23 protein-coding genes are annotated in these 19809 nt (G+C 67.7%); 10 read left to right on the top strand and 13 right to left on the bottom strand.

Annotation, left to right across the window (positions count from 1 at the left end):
- The first annotated feature begins 13 nt into the window (after positions 1–13).
- On the top strand, positions 14–892 hold the full coding sequence (locus ACREPD_RS06995; RefSeq protein ID WP_431598648.1) for a LysR family transcriptional regulator: 879 nt from the start codon (positions 14–16) through the stop codon (positions 890–892).
- A 43-nt stretch (positions 893–935) separates the two neighbouring features.
- On the opposite strand, the gene proC is transcribed toward ACREPD_RS06995, so the two are convergent.
- Both proC and ACREPD_RS06985 read right to left on the bottom strand, forming a co-directional pair.
- A complete protein-coding gene (gene proC / locus ACREPD_RS06990; protein ID WP_431598647.1) occupies positions 936–1757 on the bottom strand; it encodes a pyrroline-5-carboxylate reductase in 822 nt (273 codons plus the stop codon).
- Between the two features lie 31 nt (positions 1758–1788).
- Positions 1789–2460, bottom strand: a complete 672-nt coding sequence (locus tag ACREPD_RS06985) for a YggS family pyridoxal phosphate-dependent enzyme (protein ID WP_431598646.1) — start codon at positions 2458–2460, stop codon at positions 1789–1791.
- A 108-nt stretch (positions 2461–2568) separates the two neighbouring features.
- Here ACREPD_RS06985 and ACREPD_RS06980 point away from each other — a divergent pair, with 108 nt between their 5' ends.
- The 6 genes from ACREPD_RS06980 to ACREPD_RS06955 all read left to right on the top strand — a co-directional run bounded on the left by ACREPD_RS06980 (position 2569) and on the right by ACREPD_RS06955 (position 7930).
- Complete coding sequence (locus ACREPD_RS06980) at positions 2569–3606, top strand: type IV pilus twitching motility protein PilT (protein ID WP_070208322.1); 1038 nt, start codon at positions 2569–2571, stop codon at positions 3604–3606.
- Between the two features lie 87 nt (positions 3607–3693).
- Complete coding sequence (locus tag ACREPD_RS06975; RefSeq protein WP_421568500.1) at positions 3694–4836, top strand: PilT/PilU family type 4a pilus ATPase; 1143 nt, start codon at positions 3694–3696, stop codon at positions 4834–4836.
- Positions 4837–5011: 175 nt separating this feature from the next.
- Positions 5012–5623, top strand: coding sequence for an RDD family protein (locus ACREPD_RS06970; RefSeq protein WP_431598645.1), 612 nt, complete (start codon positions 5012–5014; stop codon positions 5621–5623).
- 175 nt (positions 5624–5798) lie between these two features.
- Entirely contained in the window at positions 5799–6782 is a 984-nt protein-coding gene (locus tag ACREPD_RS06965; protein WP_431598644.1) for an aldo/keto reductase, read from the top strand.
- A gap of 130 nt (positions 6783–6912) precedes the next feature.
- The gene (locus ACREPD_RS06960; RefSeq protein ID WP_431598643.1) at positions 6913–7128 is read left to right on the top strand and encodes a DUF4287 domain-containing protein; all 216 of its coding nucleotides are present in this window, start codon (positions 6913–6915) and stop codon (positions 7126–7128) included.
- A 94-nt stretch (positions 7129–7222) separates the two neighbouring features.
- On the top strand, positions 7223–7930 hold the full coding sequence (locus ACREPD_RS06955) for a YitT family protein (protein WP_431598642.1): 708 nt from the start codon (positions 7223–7225) through the stop codon (positions 7928–7930).
- A gap of 9 nt (positions 7931–7939) precedes the next feature.
- Here ACREPD_RS06955 and ACREPD_RS06950 read toward each other — a convergent pair whose 3' ends face one another.
- Positions 7940–8482, bottom strand: a complete 543-nt coding sequence (locus ACREPD_RS06950; RefSeq protein WP_431598641.1) for a DNA-3-methyladenine glycosylase I — start codon at positions 8480–8482, stop codon at positions 7940–7942.
- Complete coding sequence (locus ACREPD_RS06945; RefSeq protein ID WP_431598640.1) at positions 8479–10275, bottom strand: DUF4153 domain-containing protein; 1797 nt, start codon at positions 10273–10275, stop codon at positions 8479–8481. The genes ACREPD_RS06950 and ACREPD_RS06945 overlap by 4 nt, the downstream gene beginning before the upstream one ends.
- Positions 10276–10355: 80 nt before the next feature.
- Between ACREPD_RS06945 and ACREPD_RS06940 the strand changes: the two genes are divergently transcribed.
- Genes ACREPD_RS06940 through ACREPD_RS06930 form a run of 3 tightly spaced genes read left to right on the top strand, consistent with a single transcriptional unit; the run spans position 10356 to position 12379 of the window.
- Positions 10356–10922 carry a YqgE/AlgH family protein gene (locus ACREPD_RS06940; RefSeq protein WP_431598639.1) on the top strand — a complete coding sequence of 189 codons (567 nt, stop codon included), beginning with the start codon at positions 10356–10358 and terminating at the stop codon, positions 10920–10922.
- On the top strand, positions 10915–11412 hold the full coding sequence (ruvX, locus tag ACREPD_RS06935) for a Holliday junction resolvase RuvX (protein ID WP_431598638.1): 498 nt from the start codon (positions 10915–10917) through the stop codon (positions 11410–11412). The genes ACREPD_RS06940 and ruvX overlap by 8 nt, the downstream gene beginning before the upstream one ends.
- Before the next feature lie 16 nt (positions 11413–11428).
- Positions 11429–12379, top strand: a complete 951-nt coding sequence (locus tag ACREPD_RS06930) for an aspartate carbamoyltransferase catalytic subunit (protein ID WP_431598637.1) — start codon at positions 11429–11431, stop codon at positions 12377–12379.
- A gap of 1 nt (position 12380) precedes the next feature.
- Here ACREPD_RS06930 and ACREPD_RS06925 read toward each other — a convergent pair whose 3' ends face one another.
- The 9 genes from ACREPD_RS06925 to ACREPD_RS06885 form a co-directional block, all read right to left on the bottom strand.
- Positions 12381–13181, bottom strand: coding sequence for a prolyl oligopeptidase family serine peptidase (locus tag ACREPD_RS06925; protein WP_431598636.1), 801 nt, complete (start codon positions 13179–13181; stop codon positions 12381–12383).
- A gap of 67 nt (positions 13182–13248) precedes the next feature.
- On the bottom strand, positions 13249–13515 hold the full coding sequence (locus ACREPD_RS06920; RefSeq protein ID WP_431598635.1) for a hypothetical protein: 267 nt from the start codon (positions 13513–13515) through the stop codon (positions 13249–13251).
- A 15-nt stretch (positions 13516–13530) separates the two neighbouring features.
- A complete protein-coding gene (gene mgtE, locus ACREPD_RS06915) occupies positions 13531–14892 on the bottom strand; it encodes a magnesium transporter (RefSeq protein WP_421568481.1) in 1362 nt (453 codons plus the stop codon).
- Positions 14893–14994: 102 nt separating this feature from the next.
- Positions 14995–16764, bottom strand: coding sequence for a phosphoenolpyruvate--protein phosphotransferase (gene ptsP, locus ACREPD_RS06910; protein WP_431598634.1), 1770 nt, complete (start codon positions 16762–16764; stop codon positions 14995–14997).
- A 2-nt stretch (positions 16765–16766) separates the two neighbouring features.
- Positions 16767–17036 carry an HPr family phosphocarrier protein gene (locus tag ACREPD_RS06905; RefSeq protein ID WP_431598633.1) on the bottom strand — a complete coding sequence of 90 codons (270 nt, stop codon included), beginning with the start codon at positions 17034–17036 and terminating at the stop codon, positions 16767–16769.
- Complete coding sequence (locus ACREPD_RS06900) at positions 17029–17421, bottom strand: PTS sugar transporter subunit IIA (protein ID WP_431598632.1); 393 nt, start codon at positions 17419–17421, stop codon at positions 17029–17031. Before ACREPD_RS06900 ends, ACREPD_RS06905 begins: the two co-directional genes overlap by 8 nt.
- A gap of 83 nt (positions 17422–17504) precedes the next feature.
- Positions 17505–18395: an RNase adapter RapZ gene (gene rapZ / locus ACREPD_RS06895; protein ID WP_431598631.1), complete on the bottom strand. Its 891-nt coding sequence runs from the start codon at positions 18393–18395 to the stop codon at positions 17505–17507.
- Positions 18392–19342, bottom strand: coding sequence for an HPr(Ser) kinase/phosphatase (gene hprK / locus ACREPD_RS06890; RefSeq protein WP_421568475.1), 951 nt, complete (start codon positions 19340–19342; stop codon positions 18392–18394). Before hprK ends, rapZ begins: the two co-directional genes overlap by 4 nt.
- A complete protein-coding gene (locus ACREPD_RS06885; protein ID WP_339445973.1) occupies positions 19339–19791 on the bottom strand; it encodes a PTS sugar transporter subunit IIA in 453 nt (150 codons plus the stop codon). Before ACREPD_RS06885 ends, hprK begins: the two co-directional genes overlap by 4 nt.
- Positions 19792–19809: the final 18 nt, after the last annotated feature.

The following is a 19809-nucleotide window of genomic DNA, read 5'->3' as shown; positions in this document are numbered from 1 at the left end:
CCGTGAGTTATGAATGGATACGCTGCGCTGCATGCAGGCCTTCGTGGCCGTGGTCGACCGGGGCAGCCTGAGCGCTGCCGCCCAGCAGATGGGGGTGTCACCGGTGATGGTGGGCAAGTATCTGCAGCAACTGGAAGCGCACCTTGGCGTGCGCCTCCTGCAGCGCAATACCCGCCGGCAGAGCCTGACCGACGCCGGGCGCAACTATCTGGCGGGCTGCCGCAGCGTGCTTGAGCAGGTGCAGCAGGCCGAGGCCAGCGTGGAAGGCCTGCAGGCGCAGCCGCAGGGCGTGCTGCGGATCAGTGCGCCGGTCACCTGGGGCAGTTGCGTGCTGGCGCCGCTGGTGGCCGATTACCTGGCCGCCTTCCCGCAGGTGAGCGTGGAGCTGGACCTGAGCAACCGGCGGGTGGACCTGATCGAGGAGCAGTTCGATGCGGTGGTGCGGATGGGCCAGCTGGGCTCGGCCGAGTGGGTGGCGCGGCCGCTGCCGCCGTATGCCATGCAGATTTGTGGCGCGCCGTCCTACCTGCGGCGGCGCGGTGTTCCGCTGCATCCGTCGGACCTGCACGCGCATGAGTGCCTTACCCACCTGGCCTGGCGCGGCGGCCACGGGTGGCGGCTGCGCGGGCATCCGGAACAGGATTGGTCGGCGCATTCGCGGCTGCTGTGCAACGACGGCGATGGCTTGCGCCGGGCGGCGCTGGCCGGGGCGGGATTGATCCTGCAGCCGGCGGTTCTACTGGCGGACGATATCGCCGCCGGGCGGCTGCAGCCGGTGCTGGGCGATTACCTGCCCGAGCCGAGGCCGCTGCATCTGGTGTATCTGGCGGATCGGCGGCCGCGGCCCAAGCTGGCCAGTTTTGTCGATTTTTTGTTGGACAACGTCACGTAGAGCGGGGCTCTGCCCCGCTGCGCGACCAACCCACAACGTTCAATCAATCGTTGGCCGCAGACAACGCCTGCCCACGCCGCGTCGCCGCGTCGATCGCGTGCGCGACCATCGCCTCGAACCCCTCACCCTGGAAGCTCTCGATTGCCGCCTGCGTGGTGCCATTGGGCGAGGTCACCCTGCGCCGCAACTCGGCCGGCGCCTCGCCGGATTCGTCCAGCATGCGGCTGGCACCGAGCAGGGTCTGCACCACCAGTGTGCGCGCCGCGTCGGCCGACAGGCCCTGGGCGATGCCGGCCGCCTCCATCGCTTCGGCCAGCAGGAACACATAAGCCGGACCGCTACCGGAGACCGCGGTCACCGCATCCATCCGTGCCTCATCGTCGATCCACACGGTGCGGCCGGCGCTGCGCAGCACCTGATCGGCCTGTGCGCGCTGTGCATCGCTGACGCCCGCCGTGGCGAACAGGCCGGTGACGCCCGCGCCCAGCAGCGCCGGGGTGTTGGGCATCGCACGCACCACCGCCGCGTTGCCGCCCAGCCAGCGCTCCAACTGCGGGCTGGTAATGCCGGCGGCGATGGACACCACCAGCGGCCGCTGGGCCTGCGCGATGTCGGCCAGTGCCGCGCATACGTCGCGCAGCACCTGCGGCTTCACCGCCAGCACCCACACGCCACCCTGCGCGGCGGCCTCGCTCGCACTGGCATAGGTCTTCACCCCGAAGTCCGCGGTGAGCTGCGCGCGCAGCTCGGCCACCGGTTCGGCCACGTGGATGTGGGCGGGGGCGGTGCCCTGGCGGACCAGGCCGGCGATGAGGCTGCGGGCCATGTTGCCGCCGCCGATGAAGGTGATGGATGCAGCGGTCATGCGAATTCCTTGGTCGTGGAACAGGGGGCGGTCAGGTGCGGGCGCCGAACAGGGCCGTGCCGACGCGGACCAGGGTGGCACCATGGGCAACGGCCTCGGCGTAGTCGCCGCTCATGCCCATGGACAACGTGTCGACCTGCGGGTGCCCGGCGGCGAGCGCCAGGAACAGGGCGTGCATGCGTTCGAAGGCCTGCGCGCGGCGTTCCACCTGCGGCCACGGGGCGGGGATCGCCATCAGCCCGCGCAGGCACAGCCGTGGTTCGGCGGCGATGGCGGCGGCCAGCGCCGGCACCGCATCCGGCGAGCAGCCATGCTTGCTGTCTTCATCGTCGATATTGACCTGCACCAGCACATTCAGTGGCGCCAGGCGGGCCGGCCGGTGCGCGGCCAGCGCGGCCACCAGCTTGAGGCGGTCCACGCTCTGCACCCAGTCGAAGCGCTGCGCGGCCAGCTCGGCCTTGTTGGACTGCAGGTGGCCGATCAGGTGCCACTCCAGCCCCAGTGCCGCCAGCGCGTCGATCTTGGCGACTGCCTCCTGCACGTAGTTCTCGCCGAACGCGCGCTGGCCCTGCGCCGCCAGCGCGGCCACGGCCTCGGCCGGCTGGGTCTTGGACACCGCCAGCAGGCGGGGGTCTGGCCGCCCGGCGGCGGTGGCCGCGTTGTGCAGGTTCAGCAGCAGGGTAGGCAGGGGCAGGGCGGTCACGGGTGGGGGCAGCTTTTGAAAGAGGATTTTCAGGTGGATCAGGGAGGCTATACTGCCGCTCGGGGAAAGATCCTTCCAGTCGCAGCAGTCTATGGGGAGTAGCAGCGTATGGATATCGCCGAGCTGTTGGCGTTTTCCGTGAAGAACAAAGCGTCGGACCTTCATTTGTCGGCAGGCCTGCCGCCGATGATCCGCGTGGACGGCGATGTCCGTCGCATCAATATTCCGGCCTTGGACCACAAGCAGGTGCACGCGCTTGTCTATGACATCATGTCGGACAAGCAGCGCCGCGATTACGAGGAATTCCTCGAGGTCGACTTCTCGTTCGAGATTCCCAGCCTGGCGCGCTTCCGCGTCAACGCGTTCAACCAGAACCGCGGCGCCGGTGCGGTGTTCCGTACCATTCCGTCCGAGGTGCTGACCCTGGAAGACCTGGCGGTGCCGCCGATCTTCCGCGAGCTGATCGATCAGCCGCAGGGCCTGATCCTGGTGACCGGCCCGACCGGTTCGGGCAAGTCGACCACGCTGGCGGCGATGATCGACCACATCAACAAGAACGAATACGGCCACATCCTCACCGTCGAGGATCCGATCGAATTCGTGCACACCTCGCAGAAGTGCCTGATCAACCAGCGCGAAGTGCACCGCGATACGCACGGCTTCAACGAAGCCCTGCGCTCGGCACTGCGTGAAGATCCGGACATCATCCTGGTGGGCGAACTTCGCGACCTGGAAACCATCCGCCTGGCGCTGACCGCGGCGGAAACCGGCCACCTGGTGTTCGGCACCCTGCATACCAGTTCGGCGGCCAAGACCATCGACCGCATCATCGACGTGTTCCCCGCCGGTGAAAAACCGATGGTGCGCTCGATGCTGTCCGAATCGCTGCGTGCGGTCATCTCGCAGGCGCTGTTGAAGAAGGTCGGCGGCGGGCGTACCGCTGCGTGGGAAATCATGGTGGGCACCCCGGCCATCCGCAACCTGATCCGCGAGGACAAGGTGGCGCAGATGTACTCGGCGATCCAGACCGGCCAGCAGATGGGCATGATGACCCTGGACCAGCACCTGCAGGACCTGGTCAAGCGCAGCCTTATCACGCGCAACCAGGCCAAGGAATACGCCAAGGACAAGCGTATCTTCGAATAACGGCAGCGCCGGGCTCGGCCCGGCGTGACAGATTCGGTAGTGCCGGGCGTTGCCCGGCCCTCGGCAAGGTCTCCGGAGCACACCGCAATGAACACCACCAGCACCACCATCGACTTCACCTCGTTCCTCAAGCTGATGGCGCACCAGAAGGCCTCGGACCTGTTCATCACCGCGGGCATGCCGCCGGCGATCAAGGTCAACGGCAAGATCTCGCCGATCACCCAGACCCCACTGACGCCGCAGCAGAGCCGCGACATGGTGCTGAACGTGATGACGCCGGCCCAGCGCGAGGAATTCGAAAAGACCCACGAGTGCAACTTCGCCATCGGCCTGTCCGGCGTGGGCCGGTTCCGCGTGAGCTGCTTCTACCAGCGCAACCAGGTGGGCATGGTGCTGCGCCGGATCGAAACGCGCATTCCCACCGTGGAAGAACTCAGCCTGCCGCCGATCATCAAGACGCTGGCGATGACCAAGCGCGGCATCATCCTGTTCGTGGGCGCGACCGGTACCGGTAAATCGACCTCGCTGGCCGCGATGATCGGTTACCGCAACCTCAATTCGACCGGCCACATCATCACCATCGAAGACCCGATCGAATTCGTGCACAAGCACGAAGGCTGCATCATCACCCAGCGCGAGGTCGGCATCGACACCGACAGCTGGGACGCGGCGCTGAAGAACACCCTGCGCCAGGCGCCGGACGTGATCATGATCGGCGAGGTGCGTACCCGCGAAGGCATGGACCACGCCATCGCGTTCGCCGAAACCGGTCACCTGGTGCTGTGTACCCTGCACGCCAACAACGCCAACCAGGCGATGGACCGCATCATCAACTTCTTCCCGGAAGACCGCCGCAACCAGTTGCTGATGGATCTGTCGCTGAACCTGAAGGGCGTGGTTGCACAGCAGTTGGTGCCCTCGCCGGACGGCAAGTCGCGCAAGGTCGCAATGGAGATCATGCTGGGTACGCCGCTGGTGCAGGACTACATCCGCGACGGCGAAATCCACAAGCTCAAGGAAGTGATGAAGGAGTCGGTGCAGCTGGGCATGCGCACCTTCGACCAGAGCCTGTTCGAGCTGTACCAGGCCGGCGAGATCAGCTACGAAGACGCGCTGCGCTATGCCGACTCGCAGAACGAAGTGCGCCTGCGCATCAAGCTCTCGCAGGGCGGCGATGCCCGCACGCTGTCGCAGGGCCTGGATGGGGTGGAGATCTCCGAAGTCCGCTGAGGGTGCGGGGACGGAAGCAGGGCGCGCGCGGTGCAATGCCGGCGCGCCCTTGTCGTAGGTGGTGCTTCAAGGGGCCGGCACCGCGCCGGTAGCACTGCAACTGAAGAGAATGCATATGGAACTGCATGATCCTTACCGCGCGCCTGCGCGCCCTGTCGCGTCCAACGGGCCCGACATGTCAGGCATCGCCTTCGGCAGCGATGACACGGTCTCCAGCGCGGCCACGATCGCCGCCGGCTACACCTCCTCCATCATCGCCGCGAGATGGCTGGCCACGATCATCGACTCCGCGCTGCTGCTGGCGGTGTTGTTCACCCCCGTGGTGGCATTGGACAAGGCCGTCGGCGAGGTCGTCATCTGGCTGTCGTTGGCCTTGATCGCGGCCTATTTCCCGGTGATGGAAACCCGGTACGGTGGCTCGCTGGGGAAGCTGGCGACCGGAACCCGGGTGGTGAACATCCGCGGCGAGCGACCCAGCTGGTGGCAGGCTATCGTGCGCACCCTGCTGCGCCTGATCGAGGTGAATCCGCTGCTGTTCGGCGCCATTCCGGCCGGCGTGGTGGTGTTGCTGTCCGGTACCCGCCAGCGCCTGGGCGACATGCTGGCCGGCACCTACGTGCTGCGCCGCGCGGATATCGGCCGCATCCGCAAGACGGGAACGGCGCGGGTCGCCGAGCCGGTGTGGTCGCAGGCCACCGTGGCGGTGCCGGTACCGGTGCCGCCTCCGCTGCCGCCGGCGCCGCCGGCAGTGCCCGGGTCCGACGACGCGCGGTGGGCGCGGCCCTGATCGGGCAGGGGTACCTGCGTTGATTCGATGGGATTAATGAATTTTGTTCATTACCCACAGCGTGCGGCGCTATGCAATCGCCGCCAACGGCGGGCGTATCGTGGCGGGGTCGCATCGGGCAGCAGCCCGGTGCCGCCCCCATCCACCACCCGGCCCCCGCCGGAAGGAGCACCACATGCAGACACGAATTCTTGGCAACAGCGGCCTGCGCGTTTCCGCGCTTGGGCTGGGCTGCATGGGCCTGAGCCACGCCTACGGCACCGCCCCTGATGTGAGCGCCGGCATCGCCCTGTTGCACGCGGCGGTCGAACGCGGCGTGACCTTCTTCGACACCGCCGAGGTCTACGGCCCGTTCCGCAACGAGGAACTGCTGGGGCAGGCCCTGGCGCCGTACCGCGACCAGCTGGTCATTGCCACCAAGTTCGGCTTCAAGGGGGCAAACGCCGATGCCGGGCTGGACAGCCGGCCGGAGAACATCCGCGCCGTCTGCGAGGCCAGCCTGCAGCGGCTGAAGACCGACCGCATCGACCTGTTCTACCAGCACCGGGTCGACCCGAACGTGCCGATCGAAGAGGTGGCCGGCGCCGTCAAGGACCTGATCGCCGAGGGCAAGGTCAAGTATTTCGGCCTGTCCGAGGCCGGCGAGGACAGCATCCGCCGCGCCCACGCGGTGCAGCCGGTGGCGGCGCTGCAGAGCGAATACTCCCTGTGGTGGCGCGAGCCGGAGCAGACCGTGCTGCCGGTACTGGAAGAGCTGGGCATCGGCTTTGTGCCGTTCAGCCCGCTGGGCCGCGGCTTCCTGACCGGCGCGATCACGGCCGACACCGAGTTTGCCGCCACTGACTTCCGCAGCACGCTGCCGCGCTTCGCGGTGGAGGCGCGCCGCGCCAACCAGGCGCTGGTGGATGCCATTGGCGCGATCGCCAGCGCCCGCCAGGCGACCCCGGCCCAGGTTTCACTGGCCTGGCTGCTCTCGCGCAAGCCGTGGATCGTGCCGATTCCCGGTACCACCAAGCTGCATCGCCTGGAGGAAAACCTGGGCGCGGTGGATCTGGTGCTGGGCGAGGCCGACCTGCAGCAGATCGCGGCGGCGCTGGACGGCATCGCCATCGTGGGCGACCGTTACAACGCCGAGCGGCAGAAGCAGGTCACGCGCTGAGGGCGAGCGCACGACCAACGGTCGTGCGCTACCGGCTGGGGCGGTAGGTGGCCACCGTTGGTGGTCACGCCTGTCGATTCCATGCCCGGTCAAACGTCGTAATGACTGAACCCACCCAGAGGAACAGGTCATGAGCGACACCACCCCCGTCAAAGGCCCTGCGTCGTACTTCCCCTCAATCGAGAAGACCTATGGGCAGCCTGTAGGTCATTGGTTGGCCCTATTGGCCACCCAAGGCGGTCTCACCCACATGGCGCTGGTGACCTTCCTCAAGCAACAGCACGGCCTGGGGCACGGGCATGCCAATGCGCTGGTGGCCCATCACATGAAGGACCGGGCAGGTTGAACGCGGCAAACGTTGCGGGATGAATCGATTTCACCTGCAACTGTCACGCCGATCGTGTCTAATACCGCTCCCCACGTGTCTGGCCCCACCCCCCATGTCCCTTGAATCCCATGGCTCCGCGCCGTGCGACGACGCCGACGGCCATCTGGTCACCGCCGGTCCGCTGACCCCGCCACCGGACAGCGCCGGCACCGTGGCCGATGAAAAAGCGCTGCGCCACTCGGTTGCCGAAGACGTGCAGGGCATGATCCTGGCCACCCTGGTGGCCTCGCTGGGCCTGGCGATCTTCGCCAAGGGCGGCCTGATGATCGGCGGCATGGCCGGGCTGGCGTTCCTGGCGCACTACGCGTTTGGCTGGAACTTCGGCCTGGTGTTCGTGCTGGTCAACCTGCCGTTCTACTGGGTGGCGGTGCGGCGCATGGGCTGGGAATTCACCCTGAAGACCTTTGCCGCCGTGACTGCCTGCGGGCTGCTCACAGATCTGCTGCCGCGCTGGGCCGACTTCGCGCACATGAGCTCGCTGTACTCGGCGCTGGTCGGTGGCGCGCTGGCGGGGCTGGGCATTTTGTTCTACATCCGCCACCGCGCCAGTCTGGGTGGCATCGGCATTCTGGCGGTGTACCTGCAGCGCACCCGTGGCTGGAGTGCCGGCAAGGTACAGATGTCGTTCGACACGCTGCTGATGGGCGTGGCGTTCTTCGTGCTCTCGCCGGACAAGGTGATGTATTCGGCCATCGGCGCGGTGGTGCTCAGCCTGGTGCTGATGTTCAACCACCGGCCGGGGCGTTACATGGGCGTGTGAGGCCCGCCTTCAGCGCGGTTTTACCATCCACGGCGGTTTGATTTTCGCCAGGCGCTTGTAGACCGGGCAATCGGTTGCATGCGCCCCCGGCAGATAGCCCAGGCTCATCAGGAACTCGCCGGTGATCTCACCGCCGGTGAAGCGGAAGGTCTTCTTGAACAGCTTCACCCAGTCGGCCTTGTCGCGCGGGTGGTGCGCATCCAGCCAGCCGGCGAAGCTGCCATGGCTCGCCCGCAGCTGTTGGATGACCTGCGCGTTGTGGATCGCCGCGTGCACCTTGAGCCGGTTGCGGATGATGCCGGCGTCATTGAGCAGCCGTTCCACATCCCGCTCGCCGTAGGCCGCCACGGTGTCCACGTCGAACTGGTCATAGGCGGCGCGGAAGCCCGCGCGCTTCTTCAGGATGGTCTCCCAGCTGAGCCCCGCCTGGTTGATTTCCAGTACCAGCCGCTCGAACAGCTCCGGCTCCTCGCGCTGCGGGAAACCGTATTCGTGGTCGTGGTAGTGCCCATGGACCGGGTGGCCGGGGGCGATGAGGCAGTAGCCGCTCATGGCTGCTCCTTGCGGGCGGGTTCGTCGACATTCTGCGCGCTGCCACCGGGAAGCGCGATGCGGGGCCAGCGCGAACGGGAGAGTTCGATCTGCCCGGCGAGCAGTGCGTCCGTGCTGGCCTTGGCGTCATCCCCATAACGGTCGCGGTAGAACGTCAGCGTTCCGGCATCCTGCCAGAGGCCATTTTCGCGGGTATGCAGGCTGCAACTCGGCGCCATGCGCTCGCGCACCCGGCACAGCAGGATGTCATCGACGCCGTCTCCGTCCAGGTCGCGACGCAGGGCGACGCACTTCGCGCCCAGCTCAAGGCATTCCGCAGTGTGGAGCTTGCGGTCCAGCAGTGCCTGCCACCAGTCTGCGTCCGGTGCCGGCAGGCTGCCGGGCACGCTGACCTGGCGACGCAGGGCGCCGAGGTCGCGGATGCCGTCGTCGATGTCATCCAGGCCGTTGCTGCTCCAGCGCGCTTCCTGCGCCAGCACCGCGACGACGACCTTCGCCGCACGCGCATCGCTGCTGACGCGTGGGTCGCGCTGCAGTTCACGCAGTGCCTCCACGCCGCGCCGCCCCAGTTCGAAGCGCAGGGCCAGGACGTCCTTGGTACGGATGGCGGGTGCCGTCGCCTGCAGTCGCGCCGTCTGGCTGGCCACGCTGATACGCACGCCATCCAGCACAGGCGAGTTGGCCAGCAGGGCCGCACCCAGCACCGTCCAGCACATCCAGCGGTTGACCGTTTCAACCGGCTGCAGCCAACGACCGCGCCGACGCAATACCGCCTGTGCATACCCCAGCGCGTAACCGCAGACCAGCAGCACCACCAGCACGCCCCAGAAGCGTTCCAGGGTCCAGCCGTACTGTGCGATGCGCAGGCCGAGGGCGTACAGCGCAAGCCCGGCATACACCGGCAAGGCCAGCAGGCTGGCATCCACCAGGCGGCGCAGCCAGAGCGGGTAGGGCGCCCGCTCGCTGTCGTGCTGGTACACCGCATTGACGAACGCCACCAGCAGCAGCGAGACGGTCAACAACAGGGCCGTGGCTGAACGCGTGCGCCACAGCGCGTCCAGCCCGGTGAAGGGCAGGCTGAGTACGAACAGCACGGCGATGAAGGACAGCAGCGGCAGCAGGCCGCGGCAGATGGCGAACAGCACCTGCCGCGTCACCTGGATGGCCCGGTGCTGGGTGCGGCCGATCAGCACGCCGAAGCCGAACAGCGAGCCGGTGGCCAGCGCGATGAAGGCATCTTCGCGGAACAGATCACGGAAGAAGCGCACGTCCACCAGCTGGAACAGCGCCGACCACAGCCACAGCAGCAGCCAGGTCAAACCGGTGAAGGCCACGGCCAGCGCCAGGGTCAGCCCGTTCTGCCAGGCGCGTTCGAACAAGGCGTCGTAGCTGGCGCGCCAATGGCCGTGCTGCAGCCGGAACTGCCACCACGGCAGGGTGACGAACACCGCAATCGCCATGCTGATCGAGAAGGGCCACAGCAGCACTTCATCGTTCAGCCCGGTGGCGCCGCCGCCCAGGTTCCAGCCGATCCAGGTGGCCAGCGCCAACACCACCGCCGAGCCCACTACCGCGTGCAGCCACAGCCGACGATCGCGCAGCTCCACCAGCGTCAGCGCCACCGCGGTGGGAATGGTCAGTACCCAGCTGTACCAGCAATAGCGCCCGCAGATGTGGTTGAACGGCCAGCTGTCGGCGGCTTCCTGCGCGGTGTACAGCATCAGGCCCTGCAGCAGCGCGATCAATACGATGGTGCTGCGCGAGGCCAGGGGGAGGGGCGGGTGGTGATTCATCATGCGCATCCTTGCTTGGGTGCGGGCATCGTAGCCGAGGGCTCACGCCCGTGCCGATGCCCAGCGGTTAGAATGTGCCCATGTCCGAGCTGTCCACTTCCCTTGCCCATCACCTGCTGGTCGCGCTGCCGTCGCTGACCGATCCCACGTTCGCACGCAGCGTGGCGCTGGTCTGTCAGCACGATGCCAGCGGTGCCATGGGGGTACTGGTCAACCAGCCGTCGGAATACACCCTGGGCGATGTGTTGGCCCAGATGGAGATCCAGGCCGACGACCCTGAACTGCGGGGCCAGATCGTGCTCAATGGCGGCCCGGTGCACCCGGAGCGAGGCTTTGTGATCCACGACGATGCGCGTAGCTGGGAGTCCAGCATGCAGGTCGGGGAGGGGGTGTTCCTGACCACCTCGCGCGACATTCTGGAAGCCATGGCGCGCGGCGAGGGCCCGCGCAACGCGCTGGTCACGCTGGGCTGCGCGGGCTGGAGCGAAGGCCAACTGGAAAACGAGATCGCCGAGAACAGCTGGCTGACGGTGCCGGCCGATGCCGACCTGCTGTTCGCCACGCCGCTGGAACAGCGTTGGCAGGGTGCGGCCTCGCGCATCGGCGTGGATCTGTTCCGCCTGACCGATTACAGCGGCAATGTCTGAGCCGACCACGCCCCTGCCCGTCAATGCCCATCCCGGCGGCATACGTCGCGACGGCACGGTGCTGGGCTTCGACGTGGGCTCGCGCCGGATCGGCGTGGCAATCGGCAGTTCGTTCGGCACCCATGCCCGCGCCATCGCCGTCGTGGACGTGCACAGCGCGGGTCCGGACTGGATGGCGGTCGAACGCCTCATCAAGGAATGGCGTCCGGACGGGCTGGTGGTGGGCGACCCGCTCACCCTGGACGGCCAGGACCAGCCCAACCGCAAGCGCGCGCAGGGCTTTGCCCGCCAGCTGCGGGAACGTTTCAAGCTGCCGGTGGTGCTGATCGACGAGCGCTCCAGCTCGGTCGAAGCGGCACGCCGGTTCGCGGTCGAACGCGCCGAAGGCCGCAAGCGTCGCCGCGACGCGGCCACCCTGGATGCGGTGGCCGCGGCGGTGATCATCGAGCGCTGGTTGTCCTCGCCCGACGACGCCACTCCCGTTTCCTGACCCTCAGACCCTGCCCATGACTGCCTCGCAACTCGATTCCGACGGACGCCTGCGCCACCTGCTGACCCTGGAGGGTCTGCCCCGCGAAACCCTGCTGGCGCTGCTCGACCGCGCCGGCCAGATCCGCGACGCCGCGGTCGGCCGGGTCGGCAACAAGCGCCATGTGCTGGGTGGTTCGGCGGTGTGCACGCTGTTCTTCGAGCCGTCCACCCGTACCCGCAGTTCGTTCCAGCTGGCCGCCCAGCGGCTGGGCGCGGACGTGCTCAACTTCGATGCGTCCACGTCCTCGGCGCGCAAGGGCGAAACGGCGTGCGACACGCTGAAGAATCTCGAGGCGATGGGCGTGCGCGGCTTCGTCGTGCGTCACCCGGACGATGGCGCGGTGGCCGAACTGGCTGCCGTGGCGGGCGAAGGGACGGCGCTGATCAATGCCGGCGATGGCCGCAGCGCGCACCCGACCCAGGGCCTGCTCGACATGCTCACCCTGCGCCAGGCCAAGGGCAGTGATTTTTCGAAGATGAAGGTGGTGATCGTCGGCGACGTGAAGCACTCGCGCGTGGCCCGCACCGACCTGCATGCATTGCGCACGCTGGGCGTGGGCGAGATCCGCGTGTGTGGCCCGCAGTCGTTGCTGCCGGACGATGAGACGCTGAAGGGCTGCGTCGTCGGCCATGATTTCGACGCGATGCTGGAAGGTGCCGACGCGCTGATGATGCTGCGCCTGCAGCGCGAGCGCATGGAAGAGGGGCTGGTGCCCTCGATCGAGCAGTACCACGCCCAGTACGGGCTCACCGCCGAACGCCTGAAGCGTGCTGGTCAGGATGCGGCCGTGCTGCACCCGGGCCCGATCAACCGCGGCGTGGAGGTCACCGATGAGGTGGCCGACGGCCCGCAGTCGTGGGTGCTGCGCCAGGTCGCCAACGGCGTGGCCGTGCGCATGGCGGTGCTGGAGACGTTGTTGGGGTGAGCTACCGCCTCTGCGTGAACAGCCACTCCCACATCGCCGCATCCGCATAGGTAGCGTCCCACGCGTTGTGGTTACCCTCCGGATATTCGGTGTAACGCACATCCTTCGCGCCGGCCTGGTCGAACGCGGCCTTGAGCCGGCGGTCGTCTTCCGGCAGCACCACATCGTCCTGCGCGCCATGGAACATCCAGATCGGCGTGGCGTTCAACCGCGCCGCGATGGCGGCATACGGATCGGCCTCGGCCGCCACCGATTCCACGAACAACGAGGCGCGCACCGCGTGCGGTGCCAGCACCGCGCCGCATACCGGGACGATGGCGGCGAAGCGGGTGGGGTTGTCCAGCGCGATGTTCCAGCTGCCATACCCTCCCATCGACATGCCGGTCAGGTACTGGCGCGTGGGATCGGCGCCGAACTCGGCAACAGTGGCATCCAGCGCGGCCAGCGCGATGCGGTTGTTGATCCCCGACCACTCCTCGTCCTTCGGCGCCTGCGGCAATACCACCAGCGCCGGGAAGTCGCGGGCATGCTCGCGCAGGTACGGTCCCAAGCCTGCATGGGTCTGTTGCCTGCCGTCGCTGCCGCGCTCGCCGGAGCCGTGCAGGAACAACACCACCGGCAGCGCACCACGCTGCGCCTGCGCATCGCGCGGCACGAACACCTGGTAACGCGATTGGCGCCCGTCGACGGTGACCGTGCGTTTGACGAACTGCCCCGTGTCGGCCGCAGGGGTCGACGCACATCCGCTCATGGAGAGGACCGCCAGCACCACCCACCACCCCCGCATCCGCTGCCGTGCCATGGCCTGTCCTCGATTGGAATCGTTTTCAGTCTAGGCCGCCATGCGACGCGCGGCATCTTGCAGTGCATCAGTCCGGGCGGGGTGCCGAGGCCAGGATGGCCAGGTGTTCGATCGCCTCGGGGTGGCCCTCGGCGGCCGCGGCCTGCATCTGCGCCAGGCTGGGGTGGAGCACCAGCAGGATCGGGTTCTCGCACTGCGGGCAGTCGAACTCCGCCTCGTCTTCGTGCAGTTCCATGCTCATCTGGCGCGAGGTGCCCTGCCACTCGCAGGCGGGGCAGGTATGCACCTGCTCGCGCCAGCCGGCGATGAAGTAGTTGTCGAGGGTCAGCGCCATGTCGTGGTTACCGGGTCAGTGCAGCAGGATCAGGGTAGCAAGGCCAAGGAAGCTGAAGAAGCCGATGACATCGGTGACCGCCGTGACCACCACCGTGCCGGCCACGGCCGGGTCGATGTTCATGCGCTTGAGCATCAGCGGCAGCAGCACGCCGGCCAACGCGGCCGCGCAGAAATTGATGATCAGGGCCAGGGCGATGACCAGCGAAAGCAGGTAGCTGCGGAACCAGATGAAGGCGATGATGCCCACCACCGTGCCGATCATCGTGCCGTTGATCAACGCCACCCGCGATTCCTTCCACAGCAGGATGCGCGCGTTGCTCTGGCCCACCTGGCCCAGCGCGATACCGCGCACCATCAGGGTCAGCACCTGCACGGCCGCGTTGCCGCCGACGCCGGCCACGATGGGCATCAGCACCGCCAGCGCGACCACCTTCTGCAGGGTCAGCTCGAACTGGCCGATCACGGTGGCGGCCAGGAACGCGGTGCACAGGTTGATGCCCAGCCACACCACGCGACCGCGCACGGCGCGCTTGATCGGCGAGAACAGATCTTCTTCCTCGTCCAGACCGGCGGCGCCCAGCGCCTGGTGCTCGGCCTGCGAACGGATGATATCGACCACGTCATCGATGGTGATGCGGCCGAGCAGGATGTTGTTGTCGTCCACCACCGGGGCGGAGACCCAGTCATGATCGGAGAACTGCCGGGCCACTTCGTCGGCGTTCTCGCCCACGTCGATGGCCGGCTGCTCATCGTCGATCAGCCGGTTGATCGGGGTGTTGTCTTCGTGCGTCACCAGCGATGCCAGCGACAGCCGGCCCAGGTACTGGTGGCGGCGGCTGACCACGAACAGGTGGTCGGTGTGGTCGGGCAGTTCGCCGCGCAGGCGCAGGTAGCGCAGCACCACGTCGACGTTGACGTCGGCGCGCACGGTCACCACGTCCGGGTTCATCAGGCGGCCGGCGGTGTCTTCCGGGTAGGACAGCACCTGCTCGAGCCGCTCGCGGTTCTCGCGGTCCATCGACTTGAGCACTTCGTCGATGACCGTGTCCGGCAGGTCTTCGACCAGGTCGGCAAGGTCATCGATGTCCAGGTCTTCGACCGCGGCGATGATTTCGTCCGGGTCCATGTCGGCCAGCAGGCTTTCGCGCACTTCCTCGCCGACGTGGACCAGCACCTCACCGTCGTCTTCCGGGTCGACCAGCCCCCACACCACTTCGCGCTTGCCCGGCGGCAGCGATTCGAGCAGGTTGCCGATCTCGGCCGGCGCCAGCGTGTTGACCAGGCGGCGCACCGGACCCAGCCGCCCGCTGTCCAGTGCGTCGGACAACAGTCGCAACTGGCGCGCCGTCTTGTCGTGGCGTACGGCTTCGGCCATGCACAGCTCCCGCGGCAAAAAGAAAAAAGGCCGCTATCCCGGACAGGATGCGGCAGAGGGGGTGGTCACCGCGTCATTATCGCTTGGATGGATGACAGATGGTTATTGATTGCTGTCGATCCAACGCTCGATGCCGCGCCGGTCGCGTGCGGCCAGCAGCTTCGGTGCGGCCGCCTGCAGTGCGGACAGGTCGCTGTCGCGCACCGCGCGGCGTACTTCCAGCAGCGTGCCCGGGTGCAGGCTGAACTCGGTCAGGCCGAGCGCCAGCAGCAGGCGGGTCATGCGCGGGTCGCCGGCGATTTCACCGCACACCGCGACCGGTACGTCGTATTCGCGGCCGGTGCGCAGGATGTGCGCCAGCAGGCGCAGCACCGCCGGGTGCAGCGGCGAGTACAGCTCGCCCACCGCCTCGTTGTTGCGGTCGGCGGCGAGCAGGTACTGGACCAGGTCGTTGGTGCCGATCGACAGGAAGTCGACCAGATCGATGAAGCTCTCCAGCGCGATCGCCGCAGCCGGCACTTCGATCATCGCCCCGAAGGGGATGTTCTCGGCAACTTCGTGGCCGTCGGCGCGCAGCAGTTCGGCCTGCTTGTTCAAGCGCCGGCGCACCGCCAGCAGTTCTTCGCGGGTGCTCACCATCGGCAGCAGGATGCGCAGCTTGCCGTACGCCGAGGCACGCAGGATCGCGCGCAGCTGGGTATCGGCCACCTTCGGCCGCGCCAGCGACAGGCGCACGCCACGCAGGCCCAGCGCCGGGTTTTCCTCGTTGCTCAGGGTGAGCCCGGTGCGGTCGGCCTTGTCTGCGCCCAGGTCGAGGGTGCGGATGGTCACCGGCCGCCCGCTCATGCCGAGCGCGGCGTCGCGGTAGGTTTCGAACTGTTCCTGCTCGTCGGGTAGTTCGTCGCGCTGCAGGAACAGGAATTCGGTGCGGTACAGGCCCAGCCCGTGCGCGCCCAGCGCATGCGCCTCGGTCACGTCTTCGCGCGATTCGGCGTTGGCCAACAGCGCGATGTCGACGTTGTCGCGGGTGCGGCTGGGCTTGCTGCGCAGCCGGCCCAGCTCGCGCTGCTCGCGGGCCTGGTCGCGCAGCCGCGCGCGGTAATCACGCAGGTCCGGCGGCAGCGGGTTGACAGTGATCTGGCCCGTGCTGCCGTCGATGCCCAGCACGTCGCCGTCGGCGATCTTCTGCAGCAGGTTGGGAATGTTGACGATCAGCGGCAGGTGCAGGCTGCGCGCCAGGATCGCGCTGTGCGACAGCGCGCTGCCGGCGGCGGTGACGATGCCGACCACGCCGTGGGCCTGCAGCTGGGCCAGTTCGGACGGCGCGATGTTGTCGCAGACCAGGATTTCCCCGGCCAGCCCCTTCACGTCCGGCGGGCGCTTCTGCAGGAATGCGTGGATGCGCCCGATCACATGGTCCAGGTCGTCCATGCGGCTCTTCAGGTAGGCATCGTCCATGCCGTCGAAGACCTTGGCCAGGCGGTCGCGCTGCACGCGCAGCGCGTAGCCGGCGCTGTATGGGCCGCTGCGGATCAGCTCATCCAGGCCGAACAGCAGTTCCGGGTCGTCCAGCAGCAGCGCGTGCAGGTCGAGGAATTCGCCCACTTCCTGGTTCAGCGCGCCGTGCAGGCGCAGGCGCAGGTCGTGCATTTCCGCGCGGGCCGCGTCGACGGCCTCGTGCAGCCGTTGCAGTTCGGCCTCGATCTTGGCCGGGGGAATCCGTTGTTCGGCCACGTCCAGTGCATGCGGCAGGCGCACCCGCGCCCGGCCGAGCGCGTTGCCGCGCGAGGCGCCGTGGCCGGTCAGCAGCAGCGCGCCGGACGCGGTTCGTGCCGGTGCGCTGGAGCCCGATCGCGACGGCAGCCCCGGCATGCTCAGCTGTCCTCGTCGAAGCGCCGCTCGAAGAGGGAGACCACGGCGTCCATGGCCGCCGCTTCGTCTTCACCCTCGATGCGCACGGTGACCGGCGTGCCCTGGCCGGCGGCCAGCAGCATGACGCCCATGATGCTCTTGGCGTTGATCTCGCGGCCCTTGGCGGCCATGGTCACGTTGCAGCGGAAGGGCGCCAGCACCTGCACCAGCTTTGCAGTGGCGCGGGCATGCAGGCCCAGGCGGTTGGATACGGTGAGTTCACGTTCAAGCATCGTCGACAATCGCTCCATTGCGAGTGCCCGCCGCCGCAGTGGCGGGCAGTTGATCCAGTCCCTGTTCCGGATAATTCATCACTCGCAACAACATCGGCAGGCTCAGCGCCGAGACCCGGCGTGCCGGGGTGCCCAGGCGGGCCAGCTGCGCTGCCAGATTGCTCGGGCTGGCGCCATACAGGTCGGTCAGGATCAGCACGCCCTCACCGCTGTCGACCCGCCGCAGAGCGGCCGAGGCGAGCGGGAGCAGGGCATCCATGTCTGCGTCGAACGGTACTTCGAAAGCTTCGGTCTTCAGCGGCAGGTGCCGCAGCAGCCGGGTCGTTACGTCCAGCAGGGACGTGCCTACGCCGGGATGAGTTACAAGGAGAATGCCACAGGTCATTGTCGAACGTTAACATCCCAACATGAATTGGGGATACACCACGGTAGCAACGGACCGTTGGTCCGTTGACCACATCTGCTGGGCTAATCCAGTTCTCGGTGGAACGTGGCCACTTCCGGCCAGCCCTGGTCGCGCGCGTGCCGGGCCAGACGCTCGGCCAGGTACACCGAGCGGTGCTTGCCGCCGGTGCAGCCGAAGGCCACGGTGACGTAGCTGCGGGTGTCGTTACCGAGCCGTGGCAGCCAGGTGTCCAGGAAGTCGACCAGCTGGGCGGCATAGCGCTGCACGTCCGGCTGGGCATCCAGATAGTCGCGCACGCCCGCCTCGCGACCGGACATCGGCCGCAGTTCCGGGTCCCAGTGCGGGTTGGGCAGCACGCGCGCGTCGAACACGAAGTCGGCCTCGGCCGGCACGCCGCGCTTGTACGCGAACGATTCGAACAGCAGCGAGAGCTTGTTGCCGTGGCTCAGTGCGAACTCGGTCACCACCTTGCGGCGCAGCTGGTGCACGTTGAGCGTGGTGGTGTCGATCACCGCATCGGCGGCGCGGCGCAGCGGGGCGGTCAGCTCGCGTTCGCGGGCGATCGCCTCGGGCAGCGACAGCCCCAGCTGGCTCAGCGGGTGGCGGCGGCGGGTGTCGGCGTAACGCTTGAGCAGGGCTTCATCGGTGGCATCGAAGAACAGCAGCTGTGCGTCCAGTCCGGCGGCATTGGCATCCTCGCGCCAGTGCGAGAGCTGGCTGAGGTCGCTCTGGCCACGTACGTCGATGCCCACCGCCAGGCGGCGCGGCGCGTCGGCATCGTGGCCGGCCAGCAGGCTGCGCACGAAGTCCGGCAGCAGGTTGATCGGCAGGTTGTCCGAACAGTAGTAGTCCAGGTCCTCGAAGGTCTTCAGGGCGACCGTCTTGCCGGAGCCGGACAGCCCGCTGACGATGATCAGGGTGGCGGCGGTCGGTACGGGGGCAGGAGTGTTCATGGGGTACGGCGTTCCAACAGATTGCTGTGGCGGGCAATGAACATCGCCGCCGGGTCGATGCCCTTGGTGCGCAGGATGTGCAGCCGGGTGGCCGCCTCGGTCAACACCGACAGGTTGCGGCCGGGCATCACCGGCAGGGTGATCAGCGGCACGTCCAGGTCCAGCACGTGGCGGGTGCCGGAATCGCCGGTGAGGCGTTCGTAGCCGTGTGGGGTGGGTTCGGTCATGGGCTTGGTCAGGTGCACGATGAGCCGAAGGTACTTGTTCTTCTTTACCGCCGTGTCACCGAACATCTCGCGCACGTTGAGCACGCCCAGCCCGCGCACTTCCAGCAGGTCCTGCAGCAGTTCGGGGCAGGTGCCGTCGAGCACATCGGGGGCGATCTGGGTGAATTCGGGGGCGTCGTCGGCCACCAGGCGATGGCCGCGACTAAGCAGTTCCAGCGCCAGCTCGCTCTTGCCCGACCCGGCCTCGCCGGTGATCAGCACGCCGATGGAGTAGATCTCCATGAACACGCCATGCAGGATCACCCGCGGCGCCAGCGTGCGCGCCAGGTGATAGGACAGGTGGTTGAGCAGCTCGTGGCCGCGCTTGGGCGAGATCCACAGCGGCGTCTGTGATTCGTCGGCGGCTGCGCGCAGGTCTTCCGGGCAGGGCTGGTTGCGGGTGATGACCAGCGCCAGCGGGTGCGACAGCATGATGCGTTCGATGGTTTCCCAACGCTGGCGCGAGTCCAGCGAGTCCAGCCAGGACAGCTCCTCGGTGCCCAGGATCTGCACCTTGTTGGGGTAGATCGCATTCAGGTAACCGGCCAGCGACGGGCGCCGCGACACGGTGTTGCCGGCTTCCAGCTCGCGGCGCTCGCCCTTCTGGCCGGCGACCCAGCGCAGGCCGAGCCGGTCGCGTTGCTGTTCGAACAGTTCACGCGCGGTGATGCTGGTATTCATGCGGCGCTCGCCGGCGGGGGGAATTCGATCACCTGGCGCAGTGCCGCGCCGTCGCGCGCTTCGCGCAGCGCCTGGCGGATGGCCGGCTCGGAAAACAGCTCGGCCAGCTCGGACAGCAGCATCAGGTGTTGATGGGTGTAGTGGCTGGGCACGGCGATGGCGAACACCAGGTCCACCGGTTCGTCGCCGCCGAAGTCCACCGGCGTCTCCAGCCGCAGGAGGGCGCCGCGGGGGCGTTCCAGCAGCGGCGCGCGGCCGTGGGGGATGGCGATGCCGTGGCCGATGGCGGTACTGCCCAGCGTCTCGCGTTCGCACAGGTTCTGGTACAGCAGGTCGGCATTGGCTTCGCGGCAGGCCAGCAGCCGGGCGGCCGCCTTGAGCACACTGTCGCGATCGGCGGCCGGCAGCACCTGGGTGCGCACGGCCGCCAGTAGATCAGTCAAAGGCATGGAAAGGGGGGAGCGGGG

This window comes from Stenotrophomonas sp., from assembly GCF_050737075.1.
Classification (GTDB): Bacteria; Pseudomonadota; Gammaproteobacteria; order Xanthomonadales; family Xanthomonadaceae; genus Stenotrophomonas.
Note: the sequence above shows the minus strand (reverse complement) of the source record. Positions and strands in the feature narration are given on the sequence as shown.